This is a genomic window from Enterococcus larvae, from assembly GCF_017830045.1.
Taxonomy (GTDB): domain Bacteria; phylum Bacillota; class Bacilli; order Lactobacillales; family Enterococcaceae; genus Enterococcus_L; species Enterococcus_L larvae.
The window spans coordinates 378,922-400,109 of record NZ_JAEDXU010000003.1 but is presented as its reverse complement, the minus strand read 5'-3'; the positions used below and the strand labels follow the sequence as shown (position 1 = coordinate 400,109).

Here is a 21,188-nt window from a genome sequence, read left to right as displayed (position 1 = left end):
AAATAGACAGGCATGTGACTGGTAGTGCAGGCAGGACCTAAATAAGTTGTTATTCTGTATCTTATTTGTGTAGATATGGAATGTCGATTTATTTAAGTCCTGTCTTTTTGTATTTTCTTCGGCCGGGAAAATATAAACGAATCTGATAATGAAAAGAGGAAAATGAAATGAATTATAAAGAAACAGCCGCACAAATCGTTTTACAGGTCGGCGGAAAAGAAAATGTTTCTCATTTAGAACATTGCTCCACCAGATTACGTTTTACACTAAAAGACAAGAACAAAGCTAACGTTGAAAAGCTTGAGGCTGTCGATGGTGTCATGGGTGTTCGACAGAACGTGCAATGTCAGGTGATTATTGGGAATGATGTTGTTGAAGTATATGATGAAGTAAAAAAAATCTTGGGAGAATTGAGCGATAACGGCGATCAGCCAAAAGAAAAGCAAAAGATAGGCGCTGTTGTTTTGGATTTTGTTATTTCAGTGTTTCAGCCGTTAGTGCCGGCAATCGCCGGTGGCGGGATTCTAAAATCGCTATTGATGTTAGCATCTATTGCCGGTGTGATGAGTGATCAAAGTCAAACCTATCAGATTCTTAATTTGATTGGCGGTGCTCCTTTGTACTTCCTGCCGATTCTAGTTGCCATGACAACAGCGAATAAGCTGAAGGTCAATCAACTGGTTGCTGTTTCAGCAGTCGGGGCATTGATTCTACCGGATATGACAGCTATGCTGGCTGAGGGCGCGACGTTTCTTTCTTTCGGCGTAGAAAATATCGCCTATGCGTCACAAGTATTTCCGGCGATACTGACAGTTCTGTTCTACGCACAAATGGAAAAGCTGTTCACAAGATTCTCGCTTAAATCGATTCGGATCTTTTTTGTCCCTATGATGAGCCTATTGATTACTGTCCCTGTCTCATTATTGATCTTGGGTCCATTAGGCTATAATGTCGGAACGATCTTTTCTTCAGCAATTATTACCCTCTATAATCAATTTGGTTGGCTGGCGACAGCACTGTTAGCGGCAATCCTGCCATTGATGGTTGTTACAGGAATGCACAAGGCAATGATTCCTTATGCTGTTTCTTCCATGAGTGAACTGGGGATGGAGTTGCTCTATCTGCCAGCTTCTCTAGCTCATAATATTGCAGAATCGGGCGCTTGTTTTGCAGTAAGCATCAAGACGAAGGATAAAAAATTACGTTCAACAGCTATTTCAGCGGGGATTTCTGCGATGTTCGGTATCACTGAGCCTGCGCTATATGGTGTGACCATCCTAAATAAACGGGTACTATATGGCGTGATGGGTGCCAGCTTGATTGGCGGGGGCTTTGCCGGAATTACTGCGATAAAAGGTTTTGCATTAGTTGGTCCGGGTCTGGCAAGTATCACAATGTTTGCAGATAAGGATAATCCAATGAACCTGATTTGGGCGTTTGCGACCTTGGGATTGTCTTTTGTCGTTGCATTTATCGCTGTTCTAGTATTATTCAAAGATAAAAAGGTAGAGGAACCAAAAGAAACTGTTGACCTGGAAACAGCTATCGGTGTTGAGCTCCTATCAAGCCCGGTAGTTGGAAGAGTGATCCCTCTTAGTGAGGTGAAGGATGAAGTATTTGCTAGTGGGATGGTCGGTGCTGGTGTAGGAATCGTACCTGAAGTCGGTGAACTGGTTGCACCTGAATCCGGCGAAATCACGATGCTGTTTGAAACAAACCATGCAATAGGAATGAAGCTGGAAAACGGTGCAGAATTATTGTTCCATATTGGGATCGATACGGTACAAATGGAAGGAGACGGTTTTGTATCCTTTGTGAAATCTGGTGATCAGGTTAAGCGTGGACAGAAGCTGATTGAGTTTGATTTGAACAAAATCACAGCAGCAGGCTTAGATCCAACCGTCATTTGTGTTGTGACAAATCAGGAACGCTTCACGGTTAGTTCCTTCAATCTTGAACAGGAAGTTACAAATGATTCAGATTTATTAGCTGTTGCATCACTTTAATCATACAGCGTTACTAGAAACAGAGAAAAATAATGAACATTGAATCACCAGAATAGAGAAACCATGAAATTCCTTGATTGGTTTCTCCAAAAAAGAAGGGGATCACAACATGAGCAAACATACATTTCCAGAAAACTTTTTATGGGGCGGCGCTGTTGCCGCCAATCAGGTAGAGGGCGGTTGGAATCTTGACGGCAAGGGACTTTCTGTCGCAGATATGGCTACCTACAAACCAAATGTTGATAATAAGGATTATGCAGCACATATGGGTGTAACAACAGAAAACGTTGAACAGGCAGTCGCTGATTTAACTGATACATGGTACCCAAAGCGTCGTGGGATTGATTTTTACCATCGCTACAAAGAGGATTTGGCATTGTTTGCAGAGATGGGCTTTAAGACACTGCGTTTGTCGATTGCTTGGACCCGACTTTTTCCTACGGGTGAGGAGCTGGAGCCGAATGAGAAGGGAGTAGCCTTTTACGAAGCAGTATTTAAAGAGATGAAACGATTGAATATCGAACCGATCGTGACTCTCTCCCATTATGAGATGCCGGTATTTCTGAGCCTTAAATATAATGGCTGGGTGGAACGGAAGGTCATTGATGATTTTGTTCGATTCGCGGATGTCTGCTACGATCGTTTTGGGGAATATGTAAAGTACTGGCTGACCTTTAATGAAATCGACAGTATTCATCGTCACCCATTTACAACAGCGGGGCTCATTCCTGATAAGAGTCAAGAAGGTCAGTTGGAGCAGGATGTTTATCAGGCACTACACCATCAATTTGTTGCAAGCGCCTTGGTAACGAAATCTGCTCATGAAAAAATCCCGGGCAGTCAGGTTGGCTGTATGCTGACGAAGCTGATGACCTATCCTTTGACGTGTGCGCCACTTGATGTAGAATTGACATTGAAGAAAAATCTGGAAAATAATTTTTATGCAGATGTGCAGGTCAAGGGTGTTTATCCAACGATGATCATGAAGGACTTGGAAAATCGCGGAATTCATTTGGAAATGACGGATGAGGACATAGCGATTCTCAAAGAGCATACAGTTGATTTTGTGTCATTCAGCTACTATATGTCTATGGCAGAATCTGGTGATCCGAATGCAGAGAGGACACCGGGAAATACTGTGCTGGGGGTTAAAAATCCATATTTACCTTCGACGGAGTGGGGCTGGCAAATCGATCCGAAGGGATTGAAGGTTTCTTTGATTGAGCTGTATGATCGCTACAATTTACCATTGATGATTGTTGAGAATGGCATGGGTGCTGTTGATAAGATAGAAGATGGGAAAATTCATGATACGTACCGTATGACCTATTTTAAAGAGCATTTCAAACAAATGAAGGAAGCGATTGATGAGGGGGTTGATCTGATTGGTTATACAAGCTGGGGCCCTATCGATCTAGTCAGTGCAGGTACTTCTCAAATGTCTAAACGCTATGGCTTTATCTATGTTGATGCAGATGATGAGGGGAATGGCAGCTATGATCGTATGAGAAAGGATTCTTTCTACTGGTACCAGAAGGTCATTGAAACAAATGGTGCATCACTATATGAGTAAAAGTTAAGAGGAGGATGACAGGTGATTTCAATAAAAAAAGTTTTGAATTCCAGTGTTGTTCTTGTTGAAAATAATGGCAAAGAGATGATTGCTCTGGGGAAAGGAATCGGTTTTGGCAAAAAAGTCGGAGACCAGATTCCTGATGAGCAGGTAGATAAAATTTTCTTTGAGGTGGAAGAACAAAAATCAATGCAGATCGTTGAGTTGGTTGGGGAGATTCCATTCGAATTCTTTGAGGTTACTCGAGATATCATTACAGAAGCAGAGCAGCAGTTAGGAAAAAAGCTCAACAGCAATCTTTACCTTACGCTGACGGATCACCTGCATTTTGCTGTGGAAAGGGCGCAGCAAGGCTTGACCGTTGCGAACCGGTTATATTGGGAAATCAAAAGCTACTATCCTCAAGAGTTTCAAGTAGGTCAACATGCACTCGAGCTGATCAACGAGAAGTATGGAATTGATTTACCAAAAGAGGAAGCCAGCAATATTGCTTTCCATCTAATCAATGCTCAGTCGGAGGATACGGAAAATAGCGATGGTTTCAAGTATGCGAAAATGATCGGCGGGATCGTCAACATGGTTCGCTATTCTATCCAAACAGAGATTGATACGAATTCGATTCATTACACCAGATTTATCACACACGTCCGTTTCTTTGTAGAACGGTATTATTCTAATGGATTATTGGAAGATACTGAGGATGAGTTATATCGCCAGATGTGGACATTGTATCCGTCCGCAATGGAGACAGCGACGAAGGTAAAAGAATACATTGAAAAAGTGTACCAGGCAACGATCCCAGATGAAGAAATCGTGTATCTGGGTGTTCATATCAATCGCTTGATGAAGCATTCGACATGACAAGAAATAATACGTAAGAATAAAGCTGTGATATTTTTTATCGCAGCTCTGTTTTTATGTAGAGCATGCCATAAAAGCAATAAGATAAAAAAAGTTTTAAAAAGGTGTTGACAAAAATATAGCATGGGTATATTATAAAGACATAACAAGACCGACGGTCGGTCTATAAAAAGAAAGGAGGTCAATCATGAGAACAGTAAAAGAGCACGATGAAAGAAAAACCGAGATATTAGATACAGCAAAGCGTTTGTTTCTTTCAAAGGGATATGACAAAACAACAATCAACGATATTCTTAAGGAAATCGGCATTGCCAAAGGAACCTTTTATCATTATTTCAAATCAAAGGAAGAAGTGATGGAGGCTGTGGTGATGAGAGTCATCGAGCAGGATATGATCACTGCTAAGGATATTGCAGCAAATAGTGAACTCAGCGCATTGGATAAGATCATTCAATATTTGCTGGCACAGCTGCCATCTGAAAATGAAGAGAAAAGCGACATGGTCGATCAGTTCCCAAAAGTAGAAAATGCCTTAATGAAGCAGCGTGCAATGGAAGGCACCTTACAGCATATTTGTCCGATATTAGCTGAAATCATTGAAGAAGGAAATAGAAGTGGAGAATTTCAAACGCCATTTCCTCTGGAAGCAATCCAGTTCTTGATTGCCGGCATTCAGACCTTGTTGGATGAACGAATGATAACGCCGGATGAAGAGGCGATGAAAAGAAGAATCCAGTCTTTTATCGATATTATTTTTAAAGTGATTGGTATCACTGAAAAAATCAATAAAGAAGAAGCAGCACTAAAAATCATTTCAGTATTTACAAATTAAACTCAACTATAGTTGGGTTTAAAAAATAAAACAATTATGACCGACGGTCGGTCAAAAAAGAAGGAGAAATCAATCATGAATCATACAGAAGTAATCCAAACAATCGCAGAAAGAAGCAGTATCGACATTTTAACTTGTGAACAAATCATAAAAGGGTATGAAAAATATTGTGAGAGCAACATCACCCGCACATCAAGAAAGCATATGAAAATGATCATCGGTCATATTTCAAACGAAACACTTATCGACAGCCTGACTTGTCAGGTGGTGATGGAAAATTTTTTCGATCTAATGAAAGCACAAATCAAATCAAAAATTCCGTTCATGAAATAAGGCAGCTAATGTAAAAAATAGAAACGATCAAACCATAAAAGAGAAGGAGAAATCATCATGAAAACAAAAACAATCGCAGGAATCGTAGGAGCAGTAATCTGTTTAGGCATGGTATCACAAGTCGTGGAAGGCAGTATTGATAAGGAAGCGGCCAAGGAATATTTGACGGAAAATGTTAAGGAGCAAGACGAAGAAGACAGCGCCATCAATTTTGAAATTGGGGACAAAGAAGAGCATAGCTTCTTAGAATGGATCGGCTTTTAATCTCTAGAAGAAAGTAGAAAAAACAATCAAACTAAAAATTTAAGAAAAGAGGAAATCATCATGAAAACAAAAGCAATCGCAGGAATCGTAGGAGCAGTAATCTGTTTAGGCATGGTATCACAAGTCGTGGAAGGCAGTATTGATAAGGAAGCGGCCAAGGAATATTTGACGGAAAATGTTAAGGAGCAGGACGAAGAAGACAGCCCCATCAATTTTGAAATTGGGGACAAAGAAGAGCGCAGCTTCTTAGAATGGGTCGGCTTTTAAAGAATGTTAGAAAGTGGAGGGTGGGAAATTATCCCACTCTTTTTGCGTTAGACTTGTATAGTAGATGAAAATAATCTTAAGTAGAAAGTACAGCTAGATACCTATTTTGCTCAATCTTCCAAATGGAATATCCTTATTCCGTTCTAAATATATATATTAGTTTTAGTTTATATATGTATTTTTTGTATAATGTAAACGCTTGTTCTCTTAAAAATAAAGACGCTAAGTGATAAGATAAATGTATGTGCTTAAATTGGAAAGGATGAGAAAGTGATGGACTTTACAAAGACAAAGAAAGATATAGTTGAAGAGTTTGGCATATGTGTTAATAAATATAATGAAGCTCCAGAAGAAATAATTGATTTTATGATGGATAGGGCAAGTAGGGAGTTAATAAATAATCTCTATACTATTGCTGAGAATATTTATACATTTATTTTAAAAAAGAATAATATCGATTATGATGCTAGTTATAACTTTTTTATCGCCACAGAAAAGTTAATATCAGAAGTTATTGATTCTCCTTTGAAAAATGGTGTGGATTTGCTGTTTATTTTAAGGAACAAAGATGCAAGAAACAAGGCTATACATAAAATGACGAGCCTAACTTATAATCCGGTTCCTCGGTTGATTCAAAATTTAGAACTATTAATTCTACACTATATTGAACCCAATATTACTGCTTTGATTAGTAAAAAACCTAGAATAACAGGTGATGCTTCCAAAATTCATCTGAAGGATTACATGAGCCTTAATAAGGATTACAATTCAAAAAAAATATTGATTATTGACTCTATGCATGATTTTAGCAAAGAGGACATAGCAACAATCAACAACATTCATTGGGATATTATATTAGATTTCGATCCTTTTTCTCTTGAGTCAGGATTTCAGGATGCTATAAATAGGGATGAGTTTTATATAATGCAGTTAGCTGATGCAGAAGAAACGAGTAAAACGATATTCCGATCGGGAAAAAAAATAGTGGTCAATTGTGATGGACAATCGGGAGTTGAGTATCCATTTACGATAAGCAGAACTGAGAGACAACGTTTTGTACGGAACGGGAATAGGCCTACAAATTATATGCCGGCAAATCGTAAAGGAGCTAAGGAGTGGGCCTCAAATTATAATTTTTCCCATATTAATGGGAAGCAGGCAAAAGAGTACTTAAAAAGCTTCTTCAAAGAGTATTTCTCTCAAGCTGCTACAGATATCTACGTTTGTAGTATGATGGAGTACGCTCCCTCTTTACACAAAGAAATATACAATGTTCTGGATGAAGTGAAAGGGGAGTATAATTTTCTTAAGTACATTTATGTTAACGATAACTACTCATTGGATTTGTTGAATGACTCAGTTGGTTATGAAGATGAGTGGTTTGTTCTTGATTGCCGCTATAAGGAATTTATTGGTGGTATCGAATTTGTTGATTATGAACAGTATAGTGAGGAAAGCTATGTTATTCCTGCATATAATGAGAAAGGGCTAGCGACGGTTGAACATACAGAAGTCAACTATCTGACTTCCTTTTTCTATATGCTCCATAAAGCTTTTCCTACAAAATTAGATGAAAGTGATTTTGTAGAATATATAGTGGAGAAGGAGAGTTTTGCTTTAGGGAATGACATAAAATGGGGGTTGGCAGTTCAAAACGGTTATGCAGAATTAGAGGTGTATCATAAGCTTTATAATAAAATAAGAAATAGCGTTCACAGAGGAGAAACTCAGTTTGAGATTGGTTCTATCCCTGGGTTTGGAGGTACAACGGCTGGAAGAGTTGTCTCTTTGAAATTGAAGGACGAATTCCCTGTTTTATTCATGAAGCAGTATGATAGTAATGCATTGAAAGATGCGCTTAATTTATTGTATAAAATTAGTGAGAAGACAATCATTATTGTGATCGAAGAAAATATTTTAGGAGATATTCTGCCTAAAAAGAGCGAAATCAGAGATATTGCTCGCTCAACCAATGTACCTCATTATTTTGTGTATATTCAACGAAGCTCAGTGAAAAGCAAGTCTAAGAATAAAAGCCATGTCATTGAAGAGTTCACATCTCAGGATATAAGTAAAATCATCAACTTTAACAAGGAGATAGGAACCGGAGATAAAAAACTTTTGAAACAGTCTACAAGTGATTTTGTGGACAATTTAGGTTTGGAGAATTGTTGCCCATTTCTAATCAATCTGAGTATCTATAAAGACCGATATATAAAGCTATCTGATTATGTTGAGGAATATATTCCAATGATAGAAAGTAAAAAAGAATGGCGAGAAATATTTTTGCTGGTAGCGATTTTATCAGAGTATCTGAATAGAGGAATAGAAACAAAGTTTATAGAAAAAATTTTTGATTTCACTAACGCAAGTCTTAGTGCCTTTGTAGAAAGTTTTAGTACATTGATTTATATAGGTGAGTCTGCTCAATATAATTGCTATGAATTGAAAGTACGCTCGTCTATGTTTTCAAAGGAACTCTTGAAAAAGCTTTTAGGAGGAAAAGAGCAGGACTTGTTATATAAGAACAATCTTCAAAAAGAGATGATCCATATTATAGAGCTAATTAAAGAGTATTATAATGACAAACAGTATGGAACAGAGTTGTTAAAAAATCTGTTTATCGATAAGCGCTATGAAGAAAGTGCCATTTCGGAATCGGATTCTTTTGAGAATAACAGACGATTTGTTTCTAAGTTCTTTTCAAGAATAATCAATGATTTATGGGATCAAAATAATGACAAAAAAGCTGGTGCAATATTTGAAGCACTTATCAAAGAATATCCGGAAGATCCCTATTTTAATGCTCATGCTGCTAGATATTACGCCTATACAAGAAGTGATTTTGAAAAATCGAGAGAATTCATCCAACGTGCAGTAAGACTCTTTGAAGAAGATGAGGAAAAGGCAAGTGTTGCTCCCGATATTTATCATATTATGGGTATGTGTATTAGAAAAGAACTGAATTATGAATTGCATAGCAGACAAAAAGATGCAGTTTGTGAGGTAGATAAAGATAGAATTTATAAACTTGCAATAGAAGCAGAAGAAGCTTTTAGCGAAACATTGAATCGCTCACAGATATATAATAAAACAAAAACAGAGGAATATGCGTTATCAGCTTGTTTGATACTATATATGCAAATTTTAGAATTTATTTCTAAAAATGATAAAGAGAACAAAGAAAAAGAAATCTATTTGGAAAAAGCGCTGACTTCTATCAATAGTTTAGAAAATATCTTTCTTCTTTCTGAGGATGAGGAGTCATTGAAAGATCTGGAACAAAAGCAGAGAATTATCCAAAATTATATGGAAGAGGTAGCTACTTCTATTGAGAAATGGAATAATTATTATACTAAATATCACGATATTAATGATTATAAAGCCTGCATAGTTTCATGTAGACAAAGGTTCCACCTTATTGTAAAGGATACGAAATTCTTTAGCAATGAACATCTAGGTGGGAAAGTCAATAAAAGAATATATAAGCTTTTTGAAGACTATTACTATTCCATTGAAGGGTTGCTTGTTCAAGATAAATCTGAAATAAAAAATAGTGATTTATTCAATTTGGTGGAACTTGGAATATTAACGAATGCTTCGGTGCCAGAGATGATGGAAATTATCAATGGGTTGTACTCTATTACAGAAAAAGTAAATTTGAATATAGATTATTTCAAATATGTATTGCTGTTTTTGAGATCCTACTTTGGAGATAGGAACAATCATTATAAATTGTTGGATTCAATAAAGTACATGAAGGAAAAATCCTCTGGTCACCCTAATCGAATCAAAGCAATTTCTTTTCTAGCAAATGGAACAGAGATGGCTGGCTTAATATCCAAGAAAATGATTCGTGCTAACCTTGTTCAAGATAACTCGAAAATATATCAACTTGAACAGCTACGACGTATTGAAGGTGAGTTGCGTATTGAACGAGGGAACAAGGGAAACATTATACCATATGACATCAACGGGAAAATAATGTCAGAAGTAAAGGTGTTTGTTAATATCGAGCATAATCCTTATGTATCATCAATGAACAATAATAGTAGAGTATCTTTCAAACTGGGCTTCTCTTATGATGGGTTGAAGGCTGAAAATATGAGTATTAGAGTTGTAGGGAAACGTGAATCAATCAGGGAAACAGAACAATCAAGAAGGGAACAGAAAGAGATTGTTATAGGGGAAATCTATACATTTGATTACAAAGAATCAGGTTATGGAAAAAATAGCAGTATTCAGACTTTTAGAGGACTGATTGATAATCAATTTCCAGGAATTATTCATATAAAACAGATCAAACCGGGTCATTTTGTGAAAGAAACTGAAATGATTGAAGTTAGAAAAATTTTGAATAGAAAACCGATTCAAGTAAAAGTTTTAGAAAAGAGAGGAGAAAGCTACAGCTTGTTGCCTCTAGATGAAGAAATCGATCGATTGATGAAATAAGGGGAAAGTTCCTTTAGAAAGCATTAGGGGATATAAGTGAAGCATATTGAGAATGGTGAGGAAGAATGTATGTCATCTTCCCCGCCATTGACTGAATAATTATTTGTTTGTTGATATATGTATGATTCAGAAGGTTTGCCAATTAAGGAATTGAAACTTCACATACAAATAAGGCGAAAAGGAGTTATGCTGATGAATATGAGAGAAAGAATTGCCAATGGAAAATTATTTTTGGACGATTGTGAAGGCCTGCCAGAGGAGCGGCTGCAGGCGAAGAAGCGAATGATGCAATTTAATCAGACGATGCCTGATGAGATAGAAAAAAGGTTTCAGTTATTAGATGAAATCTTTGGGAAAAAAGTAAATGCATGGATCGAACCGCCATTCTATTTTTGTTACGGCAGCAACATTGAGCTTGGGGAAGAATGTTATCTAAATATGGGCTGCAGCTTTATCGATGATGCGAAGATCAAGATTGGCAATAAGGTTGCTTTTGGTCCTGGAGTTACGATAGCGACTGTTGGTCACCCAATCCATCCTGACTATCGAAGGTTAATGTACGGAAATCCGGTAGTGATTGAGGATAATTGCTGGATTGGAGCGAATACAACGATCTGTCCGGGTGTGACGATTGGACAAAATAGTGTTATTGGTGCAGGCAGTATTGTAACGAAAGATATTCCGAGAAACTCAGTTGCTGTAGGAAATCCTTGCAAAGTAATACGGGAAATCAGTGAGAACGACCGACAATTTTATTACAAAAGCAACGCCTTCACTGAAGAGGACATAGCTGAAGTATATCGGTTAAATGGCAATGTTTCCGATAAGTAAAAATGGGTTAGTATAGATGCATGTGAAGAGAGAATAAATGGTTTTAATAGTTTTGCCTAAAAAGAGATGCGTATGCAGCTCTTTTTTCTGTCGATAAGCAATTCTTTTAGGTAGAATAAAATTACTAAAAGTACGAACGATACACGTATTTTTTAATGAGAACGGTGTGATAATCTTTAGTCATAGAAATTCAGCGCTGTAATTTCTGTAATAATCATTCAAATGAGAAAGGAGAAGAAATATGGCAAATGAGAACATGAAGATATCTCAAAAGGGGAGAGACTTGATAAAGGAATTTGAAGGGCTGCGTTTGACAGCATACCAAGACTCTGTCGGTGTTTGGACGATTGGGTACGGTCATACAAAGGGTGTTTATGCTGGTATGACTATCTCGGAACAGCAAGCAAATCAATTTCTTGATGAGGATATCAGAACTCATGCATATGGAATCTACAACTATGTACAAGTGCAACTTAATCAAAATCAATTTGATGCATTAGCGAGTTTTCATTTCAACTTAGGACCATATATTTTAAGTGGATCTACGTTACTTGTTTATATCAACAGCTCTAATTGGAAGGATGCTGCAAGTGAGATGAAAAAATACGTCAAAGCTGGTGGTCAGACGTTGCCCGGACTAGTAAGGCGTAGAGAAGCTGAGGCAGAACTGTTTCTGAAAGGAGAAAGTCTTGGTGAGTGGGTTATTCAAAAAACTTGGAGTGGCATAGAGATTGGGATATGGGATTATTATACAGTTGCCCATACACTTCAATGGAAGTACTATAATGTCGATACTAAGCAGTGGCATTTTATTCAAAAGGGGAAATCGAATTGGATAACTCTTGAAGTGCCAAAAGGAAATTATTGGGCTCATGTGGAGGTACTTAATAGCAACAACCAGATCATTGATTCTAAAACTATGGGAACCGATGGAGCAAGTAACAGTGTAATTAATGCTGTAAACGTCAGTCGGGAGTCAAATGGAGAATTCTTGCTAGGGGTTACTAGTAATAATCCGCATATGTCTTATGTGATTAAACTGTACAATTATAAGACAGAGAAATGGTTCACGCAGTATAACTCACAGTGGGCCAGGTTTAAACCCGAGAATGGTGTGAAATATGGCGTTCAATTTGAAATCTACGGTTGGGATAGACGTCTTGATTATCAGATGCATACTTTCAATGGCTAAAAATCTATTGCTCATAAATCATTTTTACTTCTATTTTGCAAAACAGCAGTTGTCTATCAATAAGCTTCGACTCACATATGCTTTAATTATCTATGTGTGATAGAGAAAATATACTGCTGTAATGGAAGCTTTAGTCAGGTTATAAGGATAAGAAAAATACTCCAGAATCAAATGATTTCTGGGGTGTTTTTTTACTACGGACGACCTCTATTTGGAAAACTATAAAGTCAAAAATCTTTGATTCATTCTTGACGAATTTGGAAAAAGCGATTACAATATAAAGGACAAAAGTTTTTCTTTAGGACAAAAGTCCGGAGAGGAGGAACCAGTGCTTAATTCAGAGCAATTGAATGAGAATGAAAAGAAGGTATTGGACCAGATAAAGAATGATCCTTATATTTCTCAACAAGAGCTTGCGGATGTAGTGAAGCTGTCTCGTTCTGCGATAGCCAATATTACTTCCAGCTTGATCGATAAGGGATTCTTACTTGGGAAGGCTTACGTGGTGAATGAGTGTGAACAGATTGTTTGTATCGGCGGGGCAAATGTCGACCGTAAGATTTACAGCAAGGAAGCGATCCAACTCCATACCTCGAATCCGGCGAATTCCAGTCAAAGTGTTGGTGGTGTAGCGAGAAATATTGGCGAGAATCTGGGTAGACTAGGTTGGGATGTTTCGATGGTAACTGTTGCCGGGAGAGATTCAGACTTTGATCTAATCAAGCGACAGTCGGCTGGCTTTATGGATTTTTCACATGTAGAGCAGTCGGATCAAGTGACAACAGGTTCGTATACGGCAGTTCTTGATGAGACAGGTAATTTGCTGGTTGCTTTGGCGGACATGGATGCATACTTACATTTGAAGCCGGAATTATTAGTTCAAAAGGAAAAGCTGCTGCAAAATGCCAAATGTATCATTGCTGACTTGAATTGTCCGCAAAGCAGTCTGGATTATCTGCTGCATTTTGCGAATAAGCATCAAAAACCAATGATCTTGATTCCTGTTTCTTCACCGAAAATCAAGCATCTTCCAGAGAAATTGAATGGATTGACGTGGCTGATCACAAATTGTGACGAGTCAGAAACTTATTTTAGCCGTACGATATCCTCTAATGAAGACTGGGAGCAGGTCGTGCAGTCATGGCTGAAGCTGGGCATCGAAAATGTGATCGTGACAAAGGGAACAGACGGTGTAATGGCGGGGAATAAAGAAGGAGAGCTGATTTATCAGCCGACGCTTTCTACCTCAAATGTAGTAGATGTTACAGGTGCCGGAGATGCATTTTGTGCGGCAGTCATCGATGCGTGGCTGGAAAATCGTTCCTTGAGTGAATCATTAAAACAGGCAACAATCAATGCAGTTAAGACCATTGAATCAAAATATACAGTCAGACCTGAGCTGACAAAAAATCAATTAATCAAAGACATGGAGGAAATGAATCGATGAAAGAATATGTTGTTTTATCAGAAGAAGTAAAGAAAGCGAAGGAGCAAGGACTTCCTATCGTTGCGTTGGAATCAACAATCATCTCTCATGGTATGCCTTATCCGCAAAACGTTCAAACAGCAAGAGAAGTGGAAACGATCGTTCGTGAAAACGGCGCAGTACCTGCAACGATTGCCCTGATTGATGGAAAAATCAAAATCGGTCTTTCTGATGAAGAATTGGAAATGTTCGGCAGCAGCACTGGTGTGGCAAAGGTTTCTCGTCGTGACATCGGCTTTTTACTGGCTTCTAAAAAATTAGGTGCGACAACGGTTGCTGCGACAATGATCTGTGCAGCATTGGCAGATATCCATATCTTTGTAACTGGCGGTATCGGTGGTGTTCACCGTGGGGCAGAAACAACAATGGATATTTCTGCAGATTTGGAAGAACTGGCTAAAACAAATGTTGCTGTTATCTGTGCAGGTGCTAAATCAATTCTTGATTTAAATCTGACAATGGAATATCTAGAAACAAAGGGTGTTCCTGTCTTTGGTTACAAAACCGATGTATTACCTTCTTTCTTCTCAAGAACAAGCAGCATTCAGCTGGAAAACAACATCGACGATACAGCGTTGCTGGCACAATCTCTGAAAGCAAAATGGGATCTGGCTATTGACGGCGGAGCAATTATTGCAAACCCAATTCCTGAAGAATATTCTATGGATGAAGGCTTTATCAATGACGCCATCGAAACTGCACTTAAAGAGGCGGACGAACAAGGCGTTTCCGGAAAAGACATCACACCATTCCTTCTTGGTAAAATCAAGGATGTAACAGATGGTAAGAGCCTGGAATCTAATATTGCGTTGGTTAAGAACAATGCGGTAATCGGTTCGAAACTAGCAGTAGATTTCAACAAACTAGGTAAGTAAGCACTGTTCCAACAGTCGCTTTCTTAATAGAGCATTCTTTTTCGAAATAAAGGGAGTAGTAAAAGAGTGTTGAAAAAGTGTTTTTATAAAGAACAGCCGGATCATGGGGGTGATCCGGCTGTTTTGGTGTTGTGTTTTTTAGAGTTTTCCTACCAGTAGGAAAAAAGTCAGTTTGTAAGCAGTCCATGAGCTTCCTATAATGAAACTATAAAGAACAGAAAGTGGTGAAGGATATGAAGAATATTTTATTGATTTGCGGCTCAGGTGCATCAAGTGGTTTCATGGCAGCTGCTATTCGCAAGGCAGCGAAGAAGAGAGGTCTGGAAATGACGGTCAAAGCAGCGAGTGAATCACAGTTGGATGAACGGATAAATGAAATCGATTACTTGTTGATTGGTCCTCATTTGTCTTATATGCTGGCAGATATTCAAGAACAGACGAAGGACAAGAAGGTCAAAGCAGCAGTGATTCCGCAAAGTACGTACGGCTCATTGAATGGAGAGAAAGCACTGGATCTAATAGTAAGCTTGGAGGAATAAAAATGAATAAAATTATGGATTTTATGACGAATACATTTGCTCCAAAGGTCAATAAGGTAGTAAAGAATCCGTGGGTATCAGCGATTCAGGATTCGATCATGGCAGCACTGCCCTTGGTATTTGTCGGCTCTCTTGTAACCGTTGTGTCGCTCTTACAGAATGTGTTTAAAGGAATGCCGGACTTCTCAATGATCAGCACCTTTTCATTTGGTATGTTTGGTCTGGTCGTTGCTTTTCTGATCCCTTATTATTTGATGGAAAAGAAGGGGCACAGCGGGCAAAAGCTGATTTCAGGAGCAACTGCTCTAGTACTGTTCATGATGCTGATATTCCCGACGATCACCGCAGAAGGAGAGATCACGTTTATCTTATCCAGATTTGGTGCGACTGGGATGTTCCTTTCAATCATCACAGGTCTGTTTGTTGCTTTTGTTATGAATCTGGCGGCACAGAAATCATTTTTCGATGAAGATACGCCGATTCCTGATTTTGTTGTTGGCTGGTTCAATAGTTTACTGCCAATTACGATCGTATTGCTGATTGGCTGGTTGATTACGGTACAATTCAATATTGATTTCTTTGATGTCGTGATTCTTGTATTCAGTCCATTAGCAAAAATCGTTCAGTCTTATCCGGGATTTGTTCTTTCTGTATTTATTCCAATTTTCTTATACACATTTGGGATCTCCGGCTGGGTCATGATGCCTGCAATTTATCCTGTATATATGGCAGGACTTGCAGCGAATGCTGAAGCCGTAGCAGCTGGTGGTCAAGCAGTGAATATCGCTACACAGGAAACCTGTTATGCCTTTTCTTCAATGGGGGGAGTGGGAACAACATTGGCTCTATCCATAATGATGTTCTTGTTGAGCAAGTCAGCTCAATTGAAAGCGATTGGACGAGCAGTGATAGTTCCTTCCATTTTCAATATCAATGAGCCATTGGTTTTCGGTGCGCCAATTGCATTTAACCCCTACTTGATGGTGCCAATGTGGATCAATGGATTGTTGGTTCCGAGTATCGCATATGCCGCAATGTATTTCGGCTTTGTGAATGTTCCTTCTCAAACCTTCCTGCTGTGGTATATGCCGTATCCAATCACTTCTTATTTGGCAACACAGGATTGGCGAGCAATCATTGTCTGTATTCTGATTTTCATCGTTACTTGGTTGGTATTCCTGCCGTTCTTTAAAGCGTATGACAATTCATTGATCAAACAGGAAGAACTGGAAGCGATGGAGGACGGTCAGGCGGAAACAGCATAAACAATAACTGGAGGACGACACGATGGAAAAAGACTATATTGAAGAAAATGATCAGCTCAATCAGCTGTCCATGAACATTCTTGTCCACGCAGGAAATGCTAGAGATCACTTGGTTCATGCACTGGAAAAGCTGGAGGCGGTGGATTTTGAGCTGGCGAAAACTGAAATCAGCGAAGCACGTCGGGAGGTCGTGATTGCACATGGTCTGCAAACAGACACATTGCAGTTAGAGGCTTCTGGTGAGCAGATTCGTTATTCGACACTCTTCTGCCATGCACAGGATACATTGATGACAGCACAAAGTGAAATTTTGATTGGAGAGCATCTGATCAAGTTATTTGAGAAATTCAATAAAGAGAATTAGGAGGCGCTCTGATGATAAAAGAATACAAGATGCCAAAGGATTTTTTATGGGGCGGTGCCATTGCAGCGAATCAGGCAGAAGGTGCATTTCAGGTGGCTGGTAAGGGAATCAGTCTAGCCGACTTGCATAAATATTATCCGGATAAATCAAATGAGGAAATCAGTGCAGATCAGCATAAAGGCATGAGTTTAGCGGATGTTAAGGAGAACTTAGCAGATCAAAAGGGGTATTATCCAAAACGTCATGGGATTGATTTTTATCATACTTACGAACAGGATTTGGAGCTGTTAAGTGAGATGGGCTTTAAAAATTTCCGGACATCGATCGATTGGACGCGAATTTTTCCGACTGGAGAAGAGACTGAGCCAAGTGAAGCAGGATTGGCATATTATGATCGGTTGATCGATAAAATCATTGCATTGGGGATGGAACCGATCATTACGATTTTACACTATGAAACGCCAGTTGAAATCACGCTGAATTATGGCGGCTGGAACAACCGTAAAGTAATCGACCTGTTTGTGAAATATGGAAAAGTTGTTTTGGATCGCTACAAAGATAAGGTGAAATACTGGATCGTGATCAATCAAATCAATCTTATCCAATTTGAGCCATTCAACTCTACAGCTATTCCTTACGATACTGTGGCTAATTATGAAGAAGCAAGCTACCAGGCAGTACACAACCAGTTTGTTGCCAGCGCTAAACTAGTCGAATTTGCCCATGAAATCAATCCGGAAATGCAGATTGGAACAATGGTGGCGGATTGTACAGCTTATCCATTTTCTTGTAATCCGGATGATGTAATCTTGGCGATGAAGCGTAATCGGATGGAATATTTTTATACAGATGTTCAGTTCAACGGTGACTATCCACAGTATGCACTGAACTACTTTGCAGAAAATGATATCGCCATTGAGATCACAGAAGAAGATCGTCGTTTGCTGAAAAATAATACAATGGATTACTTGGCGATTTCTTATTATTATTCTCAAATGGTTGATGCAGCAAAGAACACCCTAAATCCATCCTCTGTTACACCAAACCCTAACCTTAAAGCGAATCCGTGGGGCTGGGCTGTCGATCCGCAAGGACTGTACAATTCATTATCCCAATATTGGGACAGATACCATAAAGCGATCATTGTCGCTGAGAACGGATTTGGTATGTATGACAAACTTGAGGATGGAACGGTTCATGATGACTATCGAATTGATTATCTATCCCAGCATATTGCAGCAATGAAGCGGGCAATGTATGATGGTGTAGAAGTGATTGCGTATTGTGCTTGGGGACCAATCGATATTGTCAGTTGTTCGTCTGCTCAGATGGAAAAACGTTACGGTTTTATCTATGTAGATCTGGATAATGAAGGCAACGGTTCCGGCGAGCGAATCAAGAAGGACAGCTTCCATTGGTACAAAAAAGTGATCGAATCAAACGGGGAGGTTCTATAAATAAAAAAGGAGCTGGTTGAGCAGGGGTGAAAAAGAACTCTGCAATCAGCTTTCTTTCTATTAGGAGCTGTTGATATGTGGCATGCAAAACAAAAAGAAATCCTTGCATTTTTATCGAAAAATCAAGGGAACTGGGTAACAGCAAAACAGCTGTCTGACTACTGCAGCTGTACAACACGGACGATCCGTAATCATATCGCGAAGATGAACCAGGAAATTTCCCAACTGATCATTGCCAGCAACCAAGGCTATCAGATAAATCCTGCAATTGATTTAACTGGACAGACAATAGAAAATGAAGACCGAAAATCACGGATATTTTTGGAGCTGTTGAAAAATTCTTCTAAGGGAGTAGATGTGTTTGATTTATCTGAGCGTCTCTTTATTTCTGAATCAACATTGAAAAATGAGCTTCAACAGCTAAAGCAGGAAATCACTGATCAGTCGATCCATATTGTTATCGAACAAAATCGTGTGAAGCTGACCGGACCGGAGCGATCTAAGCGTCGCTATATGATTTCTCTCTTATACAATGAAAGTGATCTGCAGGAAAAGCTGAAATTGACGATTCAGGAAATGATCGGTTATATTTCTTTGGAACAGCTGCAGCAGACAATTTTGACGGTCCTGCAAAAATATACCATTCGAATCAATCAATATTCATTGAATAACATTGTTCTTCATTATGCAATCAGCATTGAGCGTATTCGACAGGGGCATGTCATCAAAAGGAACAAAGAATATTCGAATTTAGTAGAACGACAGGAGTATCAGCTAGCTAAAGAAATTGCAGAAACACTGGCTGGGGAGTACGAAATACACTTTTCAGAGGCTGAGCTTGAGCAGTTGTCTCTACTGTTTATTGGGATGCAGAATGAGACATTGGCAAACAGAGAAGATGAAAAGCTTGCTGAATTTGTTGATCAGCGAATTATTGAAACATTGCATTCGGTTCTGGCTATGGTAGAGAAGACGTATCTGATCAAGCTGGATGATCCGGAATTTTTCAATAAGCTGGCAATCCATGTTCAAAGTCTTTATTATCGTTCCCACTATGAGACGTTTACTCGAAACAGCAGCTTGCTGGACTTGAAAACAGGGTATCCGTTGACCTATGATTTGTCTGTCTATATTTCCTCATTGATTCAAGAGGAGCTGGATATTTGGTTCAATGATGATGAAATTTCCTTTATTGCTCTGCATATCGGTTCATTTCTGGAAACACGAAAAAAATACCATGGACGTATTACGATTCTGCTGGTCGTCAATGACTACCATGATCTCAAAAGTAAGCTTGAAAAAAAGCTGGAACAAGATTTCGGTGCAGAAATCATCCTCCTGACAGGGGAGCGAGAGACGATCGATCATACGCTGTATGACATACTGTTGACTACTGATCGCCAGCTGGCCTCACAGTATGCAGGGGCAGTCTTCATTCATCCTTTTCTGACGAGTAAGGATAGTCGGAAAATAGAAAAGAGACTATCTGCCTTAAAAGTACAAAAAGAAAAGAAGCGAATGTATCGCTACATCCAGCAATTTGTCTCAGGGGAATTGTATTTCAATCAAATCGATCCTTCTGACCTGACACCTAAGGAGATTCGTGATCAAATCAATCAGCGGCTGGTTGACTGTCAATATGTCGATCGAGTATTTTCTCAAAATGTCGAAAAGAGGGAGGAAATGTCACCAACTAGTTTCCCCTCTGGAATTGCGGTGCCTCACTCTGTAGAAGTTGATGCGCTGAAAAGCGGTGTCGCAATCATGACCTTACAGGAGCCGGTCGTCTGGTCGGCTTATCCAGTCAAGCTAGTAGCGATGGTTGCAATCAACAAGGAAGAAGCTGCAGAATTCAATGAGTTTTTTGAGAAGTTCATCGAAATCGTTTCAGAACCCATCAATACAAGACAGTTGAGTCTGGCGGAAGATTATGACGAATTTATTTTGAAATTGAAGATGCTGGTAGATGCGGATGAATAAAGAACAGAGACAACTCATCTATCGGGTGCTGATTGTTTTTCTTGGAACGGTTTTGATGGGGATCGGTATCCAATTGATTGTTTCAGCGAATCAGGGGTTTGATTCAGTCAGTACACTGATTCTTGGTCTTATCAACTATACGCCGATTCCCTTCAGTAGATGGAGTCAACTGCTTAGTCTATTGTTTTTGCTCATCACTTTTTTATACAACAAAAATCTGCTTGGTATCGGTAGTTTGATCAATGCATTAGCTGTAGGAGAAGCGATTCGATTCAGTGAGCCATTCTTTTCCAAAATAACGATCATTCATGACAATCTGTTGTTCTCGTTTCTGGGCTTTGTTCTTATGGCGCTTGGGACAGCCATTTATTTATCTGGTAATTTAGGCTCTGGTCCGCTAGAGGGCATGATGCTGAGTGTATGTGGTATCCTTCACCTATCCTTGAAAACAGGACGGATCATCTTGGATTTTTCAATTGTTGCTGTAGGTGTACTATTGGGAAGCAGAGTTGGTCTGGGGACGCTGTTTGCTGTGTTCTTACTGGGACCGATGATTGAGTTGTTTCTTTCGGGCATTGAACGATGGCGGCTAATTAAAAATTAATTATATA

The 21,188-nt window shown here is 39.0% G+C and carries 18 protein-coding genes; all 18 read left to right on the top strand.

The window, feature by feature from the left end; genetic code table 11:
- Positions 1–167: 167 nt before the first annotated feature.
- The gene (locus I6N96_RS08395) at positions 168–2,006 is read left to right on the top strand and encodes a beta-glucoside-specific PTS transporter subunit IIABC (RefSeq protein ID WP_209557115.1); all 1,839 of its coding nucleotides are present in this window, start codon (positions 168–170) and stop codon (positions 2,004–2,006) included.
- 109 nt (positions 2,007–2,115) lie between these two features.
- The gene (locus I6N96_RS08390; protein WP_209557114.1) at positions 2,116–3,579 is read left to right on the top strand and encodes a glycoside hydrolase family 1 protein; all 1,464 of its coding nucleotides are present in this window, start codon (positions 2,116–2,118) and stop codon (positions 3,577–3,579) included.
- Positions 3,580–3,600: 21 nt separating this feature from the next.
- On the top strand, positions 3,601–4,440 hold the full coding sequence (licT, locus tag I6N96_RS08385) for a BglG family transcription antiterminator LicT (protein WP_209557113.1): 840 nt from the start codon (positions 3,601–3,603) through the stop codon (positions 4,438–4,440).
- A 187-nt stretch (positions 4,441–4,627) separates the two neighbouring features.
- The gene (locus I6N96_RS08380; RefSeq protein ID WP_209557112.1) at positions 4,628–5,272 is read left to right on the top strand and encodes a TetR/AcrR family transcriptional regulator; all 645 of its coding nucleotides are present in this window, start codon (positions 4,628–4,630) and stop codon (positions 5,270–5,272) included.
- 75 nt (positions 5,273–5,347) lie between these two features.
- Positions 5,348–5,605: a hypothetical protein gene (locus I6N96_RS08375; protein ID WP_209557111.1), complete on the top strand. Its 258-nt coding sequence runs from the start codon at positions 5,348–5,350 to the stop codon at positions 5,603–5,605.
- 57 nt (positions 5,606–5,662) lie between these two features.
- Entirely contained in the window at positions 5,663–5,869 is a 207-nt protein-coding gene (locus tag I6N96_RS08370; RefSeq protein ID WP_209557110.1) for a hypothetical protein, read from the top strand.
- A gap of 60 nt (positions 5,870–5,929) precedes the next feature.
- Positions 5,930–6,136 carry a hypothetical protein gene (locus I6N96_RS08365; protein WP_209557109.1) on the top strand — a complete coding sequence of 69 codons (207 nt, stop codon included), beginning with the start codon at positions 5,930–5,932 and terminating at the stop codon, positions 6,134–6,136.
- Positions 6,137–6,409: 273 nt separating this feature from the next.
- Positions 6,410–10,588, top strand: a complete 4,179-nt coding sequence (locus I6N96_RS08360) for a tetratricopeptide repeat protein (RefSeq protein ID WP_209557108.1) — start codon at positions 6,410–6,412, stop codon at positions 10,586–10,588.
- A 192-nt stretch (positions 10,589–10,780) separates the two neighbouring features.
- On the top strand, positions 10,781–11,419 hold the full coding sequence (locus I6N96_RS08355) for a sugar O-acetyltransferase (RefSeq protein WP_209557107.1): 639 nt from the start codon (positions 10,781–10,783) through the stop codon (positions 11,417–11,419).
- Between the two features lie 241 nt (positions 11,420–11,660).
- Positions 11,661–12,611, top strand: coding sequence for a lysozyme (locus I6N96_RS19745; RefSeq protein ID WP_245186887.1), 951 nt, complete (start codon positions 11,661–11,663; stop codon positions 12,609–12,611).
- A 328-nt stretch (positions 12,612–12,939) separates the two neighbouring features.
- The gene (locus I6N96_RS08345) at positions 12,940–14,058 is read left to right on the top strand and encodes a carbohydrate kinase (protein WP_347339070.1); all 1,119 of its coding nucleotides are present in this window, start codon (positions 12,940–12,942) and stop codon (positions 14,056–14,058) included.
- Positions 14,055–14,972 carry a pseudouridine-5'-phosphate glycosidase gene (locus I6N96_RS08340; RefSeq protein WP_209557106.1) on the top strand — a complete coding sequence of 306 codons (918 nt, stop codon included), beginning with the start codon at positions 14,055–14,057 and terminating at the stop codon, positions 14,970–14,972. The genes I6N96_RS08345 and I6N96_RS08340 overlap by 4 nt, the downstream gene beginning before the upstream one ends.
- 233 nt (positions 14,973–15,205) lie before the next feature.
- Entirely contained in the window at positions 15,206–15,511 is a 306-nt protein-coding gene (locus tag I6N96_RS08335) for a PTS sugar transporter subunit IIB (protein WP_209557105.1), read from the top strand.
- Between the two features lie 2 nt (positions 15,512–15,513).
- Positions 15,514–16,776: a PTS sugar transporter subunit IIC gene (locus tag I6N96_RS08330; protein ID WP_209557104.1), complete on the top strand. Its 1,263-nt coding sequence runs from the start codon at positions 15,514–15,516 to the stop codon at positions 16,774–16,776.
- A 22-nt stretch (positions 16,777–16,798) separates the two neighbouring features.
- A complete protein-coding gene (locus I6N96_RS08325; protein ID WP_209557103.1) occupies positions 16,799–17,140 on the top strand; it encodes a PTS sugar transporter subunit IIA in 342 nt (113 codons plus the stop codon).
- Between the two features lie 11 nt (positions 17,141–17,151).
- A complete protein-coding gene (locus I6N96_RS08320) occupies positions 17,152–18,597 on the top strand; it encodes a glycoside hydrolase family 1 protein (protein ID WP_209557102.1) in 1,446 nt (481 codons plus the stop codon).
- Positions 18,598–18,672: 75 nt separating this feature from the next.
- Positions 18,673–20,577 (top strand): BglG family transcription antiterminator, encoded by a 1,905-nt coding sequence (locus I6N96_RS08315; RefSeq protein WP_209557101.1) that lies wholly within the window; start codon positions 18,673–18,675, stop codon positions 20,575–20,577.
- The gene (locus I6N96_RS08310) at positions 20,570–21,181 is read left to right on the top strand and encodes a YczE/YyaS/YitT family protein (RefSeq protein WP_209557100.1); all 612 of its coding nucleotides are present in this window, start codon (positions 20,570–20,572) and stop codon (positions 21,179–21,181) included. Before I6N96_RS08315 ends, I6N96_RS08310 begins: the two co-directional genes overlap by 8 nt.
- The last annotated feature ends 7 nt before the right edge of the window (positions 21,182–21,188 follow it).

What these genes read in the sequence shown, in the direction of transcription:
- I6N96_RS08395 (WP_209557115.1), top strand. Translation starts at nt 168, where the DNA reads ATGAATTATAAAGAAACAGCCGCACAAATCGTTTTACAGGTCGGCGGA.
- I6N96_RS08390 (WP_209557114.1), top strand. Translation starts at nt 2,116, where the DNA reads ATGAGCAAACATACATTTCCAGAAAACTTTTTATGGGGCGGCGCTGTT.
- I6N96_RS08380 (WP_209557112.1), top strand. Translation starts at nt 4,628, where the DNA reads ATGAGAACAGTAAAAGAGCACGATGAAAGAAAAACCGAGATATTAGAT.
- I6N96_RS08375 (WP_209557111.1), top strand. Translation starts at nt 5,348, where the DNA reads ATGAATCATACAGAAGTAATCCAAACAATCGCAGAAAGAAGCAGTATC.
- I6N96_RS08370 (WP_209557110.1), top strand. Translation starts at nt 5,663, where the DNA reads ATGAAAACAAAAACAATCGCAGGAATCGTAGGAGCAGTAATCTGTTTA.
- I6N96_RS08365 (WP_209557109.1), top strand. Translation starts at nt 5,930, where the DNA reads ATGAAAACAAAAGCAATCGCAGGAATCGTAGGAGCAGTAATCTGTTTA.
- I6N96_RS08360 (WP_209557108.1), top strand. Translation starts at nt 6,410, where the DNA reads ATGGACTTTACAAAGACAAAGAAAGATATAGTTGAAGAGTTTGGCATA.
- I6N96_RS08355 (WP_209557107.1), top strand. Translation starts at nt 10,781, where the DNA reads ATGAATATGAGAGAAAGAATTGCCAATGGAAAATTATTTTTGGACGAT.
- I6N96_RS19745 (WP_245186887.1), top strand. Translation starts at nt 11,661, where the DNA reads ATGGCAAATGAGAACATGAAGATATCTCAAAAGGGGAGAGACTTGATA.
- I6N96_RS08340 (WP_209557106.1), top strand. Translation starts at nt 14,055, where the DNA reads ATGAAAGAATATGTTGTTTTATCAGAAGAAGTAAAGAAAGCGAAGGAG.
- I6N96_RS08335 (WP_209557105.1), top strand. Translation starts at nt 15,206, where the DNA reads ATGAAGAATATTTTATTGATTTGCGGCTCAGGTGCATCAAGTGGTTTC.
- I6N96_RS08330 (WP_209557104.1), top strand. Translation starts at nt 15,514, where the DNA reads ATGAATAAAATTATGGATTTTATGACGAATACATTTGCTCCAAAGGTC.
- I6N96_RS08325 (WP_209557103.1), top strand. Translation starts at nt 16,799, where the DNA reads ATGGAAAAAGACTATATTGAAGAAAATGATCAGCTCAATCAGCTGTCC.
- I6N96_RS08320 (WP_209557102.1), top strand. Translation starts at nt 17,152, where the DNA reads ATGATAAAAGAATACAAGATGCCAAAGGATTTTTTATGGGGCGGTGCC.
- I6N96_RS08315 (WP_209557101.1), top strand. Translation starts at nt 18,673, where the DNA reads ATGTGGCATGCAAAACAAAAAGAAATCCTTGCATTTTTATCGAAAAAT.
- I6N96_RS08310 (WP_209557100.1), top strand. Translation starts at nt 20,570, where the DNA reads ATGAATAAAGAACAGAGACAACTCATCTATCGGGTGCTGATTGTTTTT.